Below are 8,258 nucleotides of genomic sequence, written 5' to 3' on the forward strand. Positions count from 1 at the left end.
AGGACACCGCCGAGGTGCGGTCGGCCCAGAACGGCAACGCGTCCACACACGGGGGTGGGCTGTTCTCGCGGCTGCGCGAGACGTTCACCGGTCGCTAGCCCGGCGTGCGCGCCCTCTTTTATGTCGCCGCTGTCCCCGCCGGTGCGCACCGGCATGGCCGCCCGCGCTCTGCCCGCCGCTGCCGGGCGCTGGCTGTTGCTGCGCATCCCGGTCGGCACGGTGTGGTCGGAGGAGGTCGCGTTCCGGGCCGCGCTGGGCACCGCCGCCGAGCGGGCCTACGGAGCCCGCGCAGGAAAGCTGTTCACCGCCACAGTGTTCGGGCTGTCGCACGTGCCTGATGCGCGCGCCGCGCGGGAACCGGTCCTCGGCACGGTGTTGGCCACCGGCGCCGCCGGGTGGGTCTTCTCGTGGCTCTATGCGAGATCCGGCAGCCTGGCCGCGCCGATGTTGGCGCACCTCGCCGTCAACGAAGCGGGAGCGGTTGCGGCGCTTGCCGTTCAGCGCCGACGTTGCGCACGTGCGCGACCAGCTGATGCGGCTCGGTCTTCTGATCGTCGATCCCGAAGCTGATCACCCGGCGCGGTGTGACGCGGATGATGGCGGCATCCAGCGGCTCCCCGTCAGGCTCGCGCGCTGGGTCTTCCAGCAGCACCTGTTCAGCGGTGCCGCGGATCTCCAGGCACCGCACCCGCCACGGATCTCGGGAGGTGATGTCGTCGACCACGAACGCCACCCTGTTGTTGTGACTGAGGTTGCGGTATTTGCGGCTCTTCGACATCTCGTAGCCGGCGATGTCGATGGTGCCCAGCTCTTCGTTGTAGGTGAACCCGACCGGGCTGTTCTGCGGGGTTCCGTCGGGCTGGATGGTGGCCAGCCTGCCGAGGTCCGCCTGCTTCATGAAGTCGATCTCGAAACCTGTGAACGTCATGCGGGCCACCGTAAAACCTCAACAAGTCTTGAGGTCAAGGGTTGATGGTCGGTTCGCCGACCTGGCGGCCCCACACATAGTCGACGTACATCGGCGAAGGAAGCTCGACATGGTTGTAGGGCGCCAGACTGAACCCGGTGTCCATGACCAGGTACGGCGGCGGGTAGAGCTCGCGGGTGGGCTTGTGCCAACAGCCCGGCCTTCCGCCGGGGCCGCCCCTGGCGTTCACCCGCGGCAGGTTGTCGGGGTAGACGAAGGGATTTCCTGCGCCGGCGACCGTGCCCCGCCCGGTCAGAGAATATCCGTTGCCACCGAAGGCGCGATCGATCGCCGGGCGGACCGCGTCGTAGTTGCGTATGGCGCAGAAGATCATGCCGCGGTAGTCGTCGAGCAGCTTCGTCGTCGGCAGAAGGTCTGCGGCACCGCGGGCCAGATACGGTCCGCCGCTCTCGATTCCGTCGGTGGCCGGCTCCGCGAAGCCGATCGCGGCCATCAGCGCGGCGTCGATCTGGCTGCGGTGGGTCGTGAGGGTGCGCGCCGTCGTCACGGCGTGGTGGAGACCGTCGAACAGGTTCGGTGCGGCACCGGCGTACACGTCGGTCAGTGCGGTGAGCGCTCCGAAGTCCCGCTGCAGCACCGGCATCGTCGGGTTCAGCCCATCGAGGATGCGGTTGCCGTCGACCAGCGATTCACCGAACCGGTCGCCGAGGCCGGTGAGCGCCTGGGCCGTCGCGCTCAGCGTCTGGTTCAGCTTGACCGGATCGACCTGCTCGGCGATCGCGGTGACGGTTTCGAACACGGTGTTGAACTCCGTCGTCACGCCGACGGCGCGAACCTCGGATCCTTGTGAGAGACGTTCTGGCACAGGTTTGTTCGACGAAGTGAGCGCCACGTACTTGTTGCCGAACACCGTGGTGGCCCGGATCTCGGCCGTCGCGTTCGCCGGGATCAGCGGCAGGTGGCGGGGGTCGACCGCGAGCGTCAGTCTCGCCTGTGGTGCGGAATCGACCCGGTCCCGGGCGACCCCGGTGACCCGGCCGATCTCGACACCGTTGAATGTCACCTTCGCGCCGCGCTCGACCACCAGACCCGCACGCCCGGACACCACGGTCACCTCGACCGACGGGATGAATGCGCCGCGGAACTGCAGAAACAGCAGCGTGCCCGCCGCAGCGATGAACACCAGGAAGACTGCGCCCAGCCGCCGGTAGGGCGGTGCGTCCCGGTCTGCAGACACTTTGAGAACCTAGATCATGGCCGCCCGCCGTACCGTCGATCCGCAAAAGACCCGCGCCGCCGTCGCCGCGGTGTCCGCGTGGCTGCGCGACGAAAGCGCGCCGACCCCTGACCGTGCCCAACTGGCCGAAGCGGTGCGCACCACGGCGCGGACCCTGGCCGCGGTGGCACCGGGCTCGGCCGTGGAAGTGCGCGTCCCGCCGTTCGTCGCCGTGCAGTGCATCGCCGGGCCGGCGCACACCCGCGGCAACCCGCCCAACGTCGTCGAAACAGACCCGCGGACCTGGCTGCTGTTGGCGACCGGGCTGCTGTCTGTGCCCGACGCGGCGGCGTCCGGCGCGCTGCAGATGTCGGGATCACGTGCCGCCGAGATCGCCGTGGCGCTGCCCCTGGTGACCATCGCCGGCTGACGGAATGCACGGACCGTCCGTCGTGGTTGTCCAGTGTGCGCACACCGTCGCCGGATTCCGCGTTTTGCCTGCGCGCCCCGTAGACTGGCCGACGTCACCCACAGCCCCCAGGGAGCAGCCTGATCGTGACCGCCGAGCAGCTTGAGAACGAGCCGAAGGAAGAGTGCGGAGTATTCGGGGTCTGGGCGCCCGGCGAGGAAGTGGCAAAGCTCACCTACTACGGTCTCTATGCGCTGCAGCACAGGGGTCAGGAGGCGGCGGGCATCGCGGTCGCCGACGGCTCGCAGGTGCTGGTGTTCAAGGACCTGGGACTGGTCAGCCAGGTCTTCGACGAGCAGACGCTCGCGGCGATGCCCGGTCACGTGGCCGTCGGCCACTGCCGCTATTCCACCACCGGTTCGACGACGTGGGAGAACGCGCAGCCCGTCTTCCGTAACACCGCCGCCGGTACCGGTGTCGCGCTGGGACACAACGGCAACCTGGTGAACACCGCCGAACTGGCGGCCCGCGCTCGCGACGAGGGACTGCTGAGCAACCGTGGCGCCGCCACGGCGACCACCGACTCCGACATCCTGGGCGCATTGCTCGCCCACGGCGCGGCGGACTCCTCGCTCGAACAGGCCGCCCTGGAACTGCTGCCCACCGTGCGCGGCGCGTTCTGCCTCACCTTCATGGACGAGAACACGCTCTACGCCGCCCGCGACCCGTACGGCGTGCGGCCGCTGTCCCTCGGCCGGCTGGACCGTGGCTGGGTGGTGGCCTCCGAGACCGCTGCCCTCGACATCGTCGGCGCGTCGTTCGTCCGCGACATCGAGCCCGGTGAACTTCTCGCGATCGATGCCGACGGCGTGCGCTCCACCCGGTTCGCCCCGCCCTCACCCAAAGGCTGTGTGTTCGAGTACGTCTACCTGGCGCGCCCGGACAGCACGATCGTCGGCCGCTCGGTGCATGCCACCCGCGTCGACATCGGTCGCCGCCTGGCCCGGGAGAAGCCCGTCGATGCCGACCTGGTGATCGGCGTCCCCGAATCGGGCACCCCCGCCGCCGTCGGCTACGCGCAGGAATCCGGGATCCCGTTCGGCCAGGGCCTGATGAAGAACGCCTACGTGGGCCGCACCTTCATCCAGCCGTCGCAGACCATCCGCCAGCTCGGCATCCGGCTCAAGCTCAACCCGCTCAAAGAGGTGATCCGCGGCAAACGGCTGATCGTCGTCGACGATTCCATCGTGCGGGGCAACACCCAGCGCGCGTTGATCAGGATGCTGCGCGAGGCGGGTGCCCTCGAAGTGCACGTCCGGATCGCGTCGCCGCCGGTGAAGTGGCCGTGTTTCTACGGCATCGACTTCGCCACCCCGGCGGAACTGATCGCCAACGCGTCCAACGCCGAGGCCGACGAGGCCGAGATGCTCGACGCGGTGCGTCACGCGATCGGCGCCGATTCCCTGGGCTACATCTCCCAGCAGGGCATGATCGCGGCCACCGAGCAGCCCGCGTCGCGGTTGTGCTCGGCGTGCTTCGACGGCAACTATCCGATCGAACTGCCGGGCGAGACCGCGTTGGGCAAGAACGTCATCGAACACATGCTCGCGACGGCGGCCCGCACCGGCATCCCGCTTCAGCCCGACAACGACAACGCCTCCGCGCTGCGCAGGCCTTAACCCGCCGCGGGACTGAACCGCACCAGGTGCCGACGGCCGCTTTTGGCGCCGGTGCCGTCCTGCGCCACCGCCTGGCTGACCGCGTCCCGGTAGCCCGTCAGGCCGCCCGGCGGGCGCGGGATCACCGTGTCGATGTCGTGTTCGCTCACCACCGCATCGCACTCCAACGACTCGACCAGCGGGCGTGCCAACCCCGACGGAATCGGCGTCACCAATCCGACCCAGCGGCTCGCCAGCGTCGGCGTCAACCACGGCAACACCACGAACCGCCGGGGAATCAACCCGGCGACGTCGGCGTAGACCTGCATCGCGTCGCCGTACTCGAGCACGTCCGGACCGCCGATGTCCCACGTCCGCGACGACGGCACCTTCGCAGTCGCGGCCTCGGCGAGGTAGTACAGCGCGTCGTCGATGGAGATCGGCTGGATCTTGTTGCGCACCCACTTCGGCGTCGTCATCACCGGCAGCCGGTCGGTCAGGTGGCGGATCATCTCGAAGGACGCCGACCCCGACCCGATCACGATGCCGGCCTGCAGCACCACCGTCTCGACACCGGAGTCGACGAGAATGTCGCCGACCTCGGTGCGCGACGCCAGATGCCGGGACAGCTCGGCGCCCACCGGGTGGAGACCACTCAGATAGACCACGCGCCTGACCCCGGCCTTCTTCGCGGCGTCCACGACGTTGCGGGCCGATTGCGCCTCCTCGGCGACGAAGTCCTTCGACGTCCCCATCGAGTGCACCAGGTAGTAGACGACGTCGGTGTCGTGAAACGCCGCGACCAGCGAGTCCGGGTCGGTCAGGTCGCCGCCCACCACCTCGGCGCGGTCGCGCCAGTCCGCCCCGTCCAGCTTGGCAGGGGTGCGCGCCATGGCCCGCACCGTGTGGCCACGGTTGAGCAGCTCGGGCACCAGTCGGCCGCCGATGTAACCGGTCGCGCCCGTCACGAGGCAGCGGACATGCTCAGGCATGGCGCGGGGATGACCGCATCCTGCATCGGGCAAACCCCTGATCGCGGTCTCCGGTCACGTCAACGGCGTGCAACCGAGACTGGCGGCGATTTGCCCGGTGTACGCGGGTAGCCTTGCTTGCGATGACCGAGCGCGCCGAACAACACGGCATTTCCTACGCGTCGGCAGGTGTGGACATCGAAGCCGGTGACCGTGCCGTCGAACTCTTCAAGCCGCTTGCCAAGAAGGCTACCCGGCCCGAGGTGAGAGGCGGCCTCGGCGGCTTCGCCGGCCTGTTCGCCCTGCGCGGCGACTACCGCGAGCCGCTGCTGGCGTCGTCCACCGACGGAGTCGGCACCAAGCTCGCCGTGGCGCAAGCCATGGACAAGCACGACACGGTGGGGATCGACCTCGTCGCGATGGTGGTCGACGACCTCGTCGTGTGCGGAGCCGAACCGCTGTTCCTGCAGGACTACATCGCGGTGGGGCGGACCGTGCCCGAGCGGGTGGCCGAGCTGGTATCCGGCATTGCCGACGGCTGCGTGCTGGCCGGTTGCGCGCTGCTCGGCGGCGAGACCGCCGAGCACCCCGGGCTGATGGCCCCCGATCACTACGACATCTCGGCGACCGGTATCGGCGTGGTCGAGGCGGACGACGTGCTGGGTCCCGACCGGGTCAGGCCGGGTGACGTGGTCATCGCGATGGCGTCGACGGGTCTGCACTCCAACGGGTACTCGCTGGCGCGGCACGTGCTCCTGGAGATCGACCACATGAACCTCGCCGGTCACGTCGAGGAGTTCGGCCGCACGCTCGGCGAGGAATTGCTCGAGCCGACACGCATCTACGCCAAGGACTGCCTTGCGCTGGCCGCCGAAACCCAGGTGCGCACGTTCTGCCACGTCACCGGCGGCGGACTGGCCGGGAACCTCGAGCGGGTCATCCCGCACGGGTTGGTCGCCGAACTCGACAGGGGCACGTGGACGCCGGCACCTGTGTTCGGGATGATCGCCCAGCGCGGCCGTATCGAACGCGCCGAGATGGAGAAGACCTTCAACATGGGTGTCGGGATGGTGGCCGTCGTCGCGCCGGAGGACACCGACCGCGCGCTGGCCGTCCTGACTGCCCGTCACCTGGACTGCTGGACCCTCGGAACCATCAACAAGGGTGGTAAGGACGGGCCACGGGCAACGCTCGTGGGCCAGCACCCCAGGTTCTGACGCTCCGCTCCCCGTACGGGGACCGGCGGCTCAGCGCCGCCAGTCGTCCTCGTCGGCCCAGCCGTCATCGGACAGCGGATCGCTGCCGTTGAGGCGGTCGTTGTCGGGAGCGTTCGACAGCTCGCGCTGAAGCCGCTCGAAGTCGGTCTGTGGTGAGCTGTACTTCAGCTCACGTGCAACCTTGGTCTGCTTTGCCTTTGCCCGGCCGCGGCCCATGGGGGAACCCCCTCGCGCAATAACGGAGCGGCCCAATTACTAGGCGGCTCCGATCTGAGTGTGTCTATTGTCCTGCGGTCAGCTTACCGTGCTTCGCGGCGCGGCGCTGGCAGGCCCTGTGGGAGCGCCGCCTTTGGCCCGCATTCAGACCCCGCCGCCGCGCAGCCGCTCGACCGCCAGCCGTCCGGCACCGATCGCGTCGGTGGCCGGCACGGAGTCCGGGTCGATGTTGGCGGCCACCTGGACCTCCCCGCCGGTCGTCAACGCAGTGTCGGCGGGCAGGCCCCGCTTGAGCAGCGCGAGGGCGATCACGCCTTCGTCGACGTGGTCGACGACCGTGCCCAACCGGCCCACGGCGCGGCCGCCGGTCAGCAGGGGGTCGCCGGTGGCCGGCCGGTCGGAGGTGCCGTCGAGATGCAGAAGGACCAGCATCCGCGGCGGTTTGCCCAGGTTGTGGACCCGGGCGACGGTCTCCTGGCCGCGGTAACAACCCTTGTCGAGGTGCACGGCGCCGACACCGGGACCGCCGATCCAACCCACTTCGTGCGGGATGGTGCGCTCGTCGGTGTCGACCCCGAGACGCGGGCGCCGAGCCGCGACCCGATGCGCCTCGTAGGCCCACATTCCCGCGGGCCGGATACCGGCGGCGACGAGTTTGTCCCGCCACGCGGTCAGCTCGTCGCGCGGCGCCACCACGTCGATCTCGACCGTCGTACTCGGCAGACGCCGGATGAAGCCGCCATCGGCGAGTTCCACGGCGGTGCCTTCGGCCGGCAGCGCGGACAGGCCGAGCGCGTTCAGCGCCGTGGCCCCCGCCAGGGCGGGGCCGACCAGCGACAACACCCCCAGATCGGCGGGTTCGACGACCACGTCGGCCCAGAACACCATCCTGGTCAGGAAGGTGAGCAGCGGCTCGCCCCGCCACGGCTCGGTGTCGAGCACTGTGCGCCCGTCCACCTGGGTCTGCAGCCAGTGATCTTCCACACGACCCTGGCCGTCGAGGCTCAGATTCTCGGTCACCGCGCCGTCAGGGAGCTCACTGACGTGCTGGCTGGAGATGGTGTGCAGCCACGACCTGCGTTCGGATCCGGTGATCGTCAGCACCGCCCGGTGCGACCGGTCGACCACGATGGCGCCGTCGGCGGCGGCGCGTTGTTCGCCGAGCGGGTCGCCGTAGTGCCAGACGGCGCCGGCGTCGGGTCCTGATTCGGGAGTGGGTACGGCGGCCATGCCCCAACTCTACGAGTCGGCGCGGCTACGCTGATGCTCCATGGCTGACCATCCGGGCGTCGTCGTCACCCTCGACGGGCAGCTGCACGATCCGCAGTCTCCGCTGCTCCACGCCGACGACCTGGCGGCGGTCCGCGGAGACGGCGTCTTCGAGACGTTGCTGGTGCGTGACGGCCGTCCGTGTCTGCTCGAGGCGCACCTGAACCGGCTGGCGCACTCCGCGCGGCTGGTCGATCTGCCCGAGCCGGACCCCGCGCAGTGGCGGGCGGCGGTAGCGGCTGCCGTCGACGGCTGGCTCGCCGGCGGAGGGAACGAGGGCGTGCTGACGAAGATGACGTCGCCGGCGCCGCGCCGTTCGGCGTGCCGCAGCGCGGCCATGTTCACCGCGTAGGAGAGGGTCTTCGCGCCGGCCA

Annotated in this window: 9 protein-coding genes and 2 pseudogenes; 6 read left to right on the forward strand and 5 right to left on the reverse strand. The window is 69.7% G+C overall.

Going from position 1 to position 8,258, the window contains the following annotated elements:
• Both ASJ79_RS35015 and ASJ79_RS30975 read left to right on the forward strand, forming a co-directional pair.
• A partial coding sequence (locus ASJ79_RS35015) for a hypothetical protein (RefSeq protein WP_369803662.1) occupies nucleotides 1-98 on the forward strand: 98 nt, incomplete at its 5' end.
• Between the two features lie 37 nt (nucleotides 99-135).
• Nucleotides 136-570, forward strand: a pseudogene (locus ASJ79_RS30975) (CPBP family intramembrane glutamic endopeptidase); the annotation flags it as partial.
• Here ASJ79_RS30975 and ASJ79_RS13115 read toward each other — a convergent pair.
• Nucleotides 464-928 carry a PPOX class F420-dependent oxidoreductase gene (locus ASJ79_RS13115; protein ID WP_067955778.1) on the reverse strand — a complete coding sequence of 155 codons (465 nt, stop codon included), beginning with the start codon at nucleotides 926-928 and terminating at the stop codon, nucleotides 464-466. The pseudogene ASJ79_RS30975 and the gene ASJ79_RS13115 overlap by 107 nt on opposite strands.
• Before the next feature lie 34 nt (nucleotides 929-962).
• Complete coding sequence (locus ASJ79_RS13120) at nucleotides 963-2,165, reverse strand: MCE family protein (protein WP_067955780.1); 1,203 nt, start codon at nucleotides 2,163-2,165, stop codon at nucleotides 963-965.
• A 16-nt stretch (nucleotides 2,166-2,181) separates the two neighbouring features.
• Here ASJ79_RS13120 and ASJ79_RS13125 point away from each other — a divergent pair, with 16 nt between their 5' ends.
• Complete coding sequence (locus ASJ79_RS13125; protein ID WP_067955782.1) at nucleotides 2,182-2,574, forward strand: sterol carrier family protein; 393 nt, start codon at nucleotides 2,182-2,184, stop codon at nucleotides 2,572-2,574.
• A 125-nt stretch (nucleotides 2,575-2,699) separates the two neighbouring features.
• The gene (gene purF / locus ASJ79_RS13130; RefSeq protein WP_067955784.1) at nucleotides 2,700-4,232 is read left to right on the forward strand and encodes an amidophosphoribosyltransferase; all 1,533 of its coding nucleotides are present in this window, start codon (nucleotides 2,700-2,702) and stop codon (nucleotides 4,230-4,232) included.
• Here the strand turns inward: purF and ASJ79_RS13135 are convergent.
• Nucleotides 4,229-5,203 (reverse strand): NAD(P)H-binding protein, encoded by a 975-nt coding sequence (locus ASJ79_RS13135; protein WP_067955786.1) that lies wholly within the window; start codon nucleotides 5,201-5,203, stop codon nucleotides 4,229-4,231. The two genes, purF and ASJ79_RS13135, sit on opposite strands and share 4 nt — an antisense overlap.
• A gap of 122 nt (nucleotides 5,204-5,325) precedes the next feature.
• On the opposite strand from ASJ79_RS13135, the gene purM reads away from it, so the two are divergent.
• Complete coding sequence (gene purM, locus ASJ79_RS13140; protein ID WP_067955789.1) at nucleotides 5,326-6,399, forward strand: phosphoribosylformylglycinamidine cyclo-ligase; 1,074 nt, start codon at nucleotides 5,326-5,328, stop codon at nucleotides 6,397-6,399.
• Between the two features lie 30 nt (nucleotides 6,400-6,429).
• On the opposite strand, the gene ASJ79_RS13145 is transcribed toward purM, so the two are convergent.
• Both ASJ79_RS13145 and ASJ79_RS13150 read right to left on the reverse strand, forming a co-directional pair.
• Nucleotides 6,430-6,615 carry a DUF3073 domain-containing protein gene (locus ASJ79_RS13145; RefSeq protein WP_067955791.1) on the reverse strand — a complete coding sequence of 62 codons (186 nt, stop codon included), beginning with the start codon at nucleotides 6,613-6,615 and terminating at the stop codon, nucleotides 6,430-6,432.
• 144 nt (nucleotides 6,616-6,759) lie between these two features.
• Nucleotides 6,760-7,845, reverse strand: coding sequence for a folate-binding protein YgfZ (locus tag ASJ79_RS13150; protein WP_067955794.1), 1,086 nt, complete (start codon nucleotides 7,843-7,845; stop codon nucleotides 6,760-6,762).
• A 40-nt stretch (nucleotides 7,846-7,885) separates the two neighbouring features.
• Between ASJ79_RS13150 and ASJ79_RS13155 the strand changes: the two are divergent.
• Nucleotides 7,886-8,170 (forward strand): annotated as a pseudogene (locus tag ASJ79_RS13155) (aminotransferase class IV); the annotation flags it as partial.
• Nucleotides 8,171-8,258: the final 88 nt, after the last annotated feature.

It is taken from the genome of Mycobacterium sp. NAZ190054, from assembly GCF_001545925.1.
Taxonomy (GTDB): Bacteria; Actinomycetota; Actinomycetes; order Mycobacteriales; family Mycobacteriaceae; genus Mycobacterium.